Raw genomic sequence first — 1775 nt, forward strand, 5'->3', positions numbered from 1 at the left:
ACCAAGGAATCTTGCGCTTGCCGGTGAGCCAGTCATGGACGGATCGCTCGGATCGTTTGAGGCGCTTGGCGATGACTTGGATGGAATGGCCTTGCATCCAGAACTCAAATTCGCTGTGGTGGCCGTAACGGGTATTCGGATATCTCATGAATTTCTCGTTTTTGTTAGTGGATTTATAGGTGGTTGATGGCCTCGAAATGTTTCCATCTGGGAAAATATCTGCTGCGCTAATTTGCCTTAATTTCGCATAATTTGTATTATGTAAAATAATATATCCTATTCAAAGCCAAGAAAGCCGCCCTCCAGTCCTCCGCCCGGGCGAATCTTGAGACCGGGGATCTTGTATTCCCGCGGCTGGAACGGCGCCAGTGCATTCTGCAGCGCATTAGCGACGTCATCTTTGTTGTACTCCTTTCCCAGGCCGAGACCGTAGCCGATGATGACGCGAGTGGCTTACTTCCGTCCCACGGGATTTGAATCCAAAACAAGAACCGTCACTTCTTCCTTTCCCCTATACGCACAGTGACGCCAAGTCGATCTTATTTCAAAAATTGAAGAACGGTCTTATCGTTGGCCAGTTTTTGCGAAAACCAATCGATTCCGTCCAGAGTCAGGTGCTCGCGGTCAAAAATGATTGGCCGCAGAATATTCTGATCCAGGAACAGCGGACACTCGCTACTGCAGCGGTATTGGTAGACGTCTACCATCGGAACGCGCGGCGCCCCCTCTCGCAATCGCGGCACGGCCTGCCACTGCCCCTCTCTGATCATGGAAAAATTCGCCGCTTCTACCGCCATAGGAATTTGTCGACGGGCTCTATACGTGTCCGACACGTAGTGGTCGATTTCAGAAATGAGTGCCGGCGTTCCGGTAATCACGAGAAGCGGAATACCGGTATTCTCAAGATTGGCGACACCTTCAGAAAATGCCGGCCCCTGCTCTGGAAATATTCTTGATGCCAGGATGATTCCATCAATCCTGCGTTCACTTAACAAAGGCGCCAAGATAGAAGAAAGCCCTTGGAAGCAGACTTTTCCAATGACCTTGTCGTAGGTATCAACCGGAATACAACTGGACTGATGCAACATCGCAAAACGTTTCGACGGAAATGCTTTTCTCAGCGCGAACAACGTATCTCGACCAATGCTGTCGCCGATCAGGAGATACGCATGCTCCCCCAGAGCGCCCTTGAGGCAGGTATCCAGCCTGGATGGAGAATTTCCTTCATCGAGACTGCAAGGCACTCCGGCATACTTGGCCAGATCATAAGAATCGCTGCTGCCATTGAACGCCACATCGATACGCTCAAGATAGTTGCTACGCTCCTGGTGAATTCGGTTCAATACTTTGCCAAGTTCGCCAAATACTATCTCCGAACGCAAGTAGTTCAACTGAGTAAACAACGCCACACACACTACGATGCCGGCGGCTGCGTAGAAAAGGAAGTACCCCTGGAGTAACTTCCTGGCAGATACAAATACTCTCCTCTCTCGAATTGGCTGCTCGACAAAATGATAAGTAAGCGCCGACAGCACCCCGACAAGGGCAATGACAAGATATGGCCCTTTGCGCGAGTTCGTCATGTGCGACTGCATGGCGATAAATATCGGCCAGTGCCACAAGTAGAATCCGTAAGAAATTTTCCCGACATAGCGTATTGGCGACAATGCCAAAACACGCCCCAACAAGCTTGTTGGGCCTGAACCGATCACCAGAAGAGCGCCAGCCACAACCGGCAGCGCATGGATGCCCGGGAAAACAGTGCTCTTGGTATA

Annotated in this window: 2 protein-coding genes; one reads left to right on the top strand and one right to left on the bottom strand. The window is 50.8% G+C overall.

From position 1 onward, the window contains the following. A partial coding sequence (locus AKL28_RS24760; RefSeq protein WP_218008565.1) for a hypothetical protein occupies positions 1-187 on the top strand: 187 nt, incomplete at its 5' end. A 352-nt stretch (positions 188-539) separates the two neighbouring features. Here the strand turns inward: AKL28_RS24760 and AKL28_RS24945 are convergent. Beyond that, a partial coding sequence (locus AKL28_RS24945) for an acyltransferase family protein (RefSeq protein ID WP_169801868.1) occupies positions 540-1775 on the bottom strand: 1236 nt, incomplete at its 5' end.

Origin of the sequence: Herbaspirillum chlorophenolicum (genome assembly GCF_001189955.1) — a bacterium.
Taxonomy (GTDB): Bacteria; Pseudomonadota; Gammaproteobacteria; order Burkholderiales; family Burkholderiaceae_D; genus Herbaspirillum; species Herbaspirillum chlorophenolicum.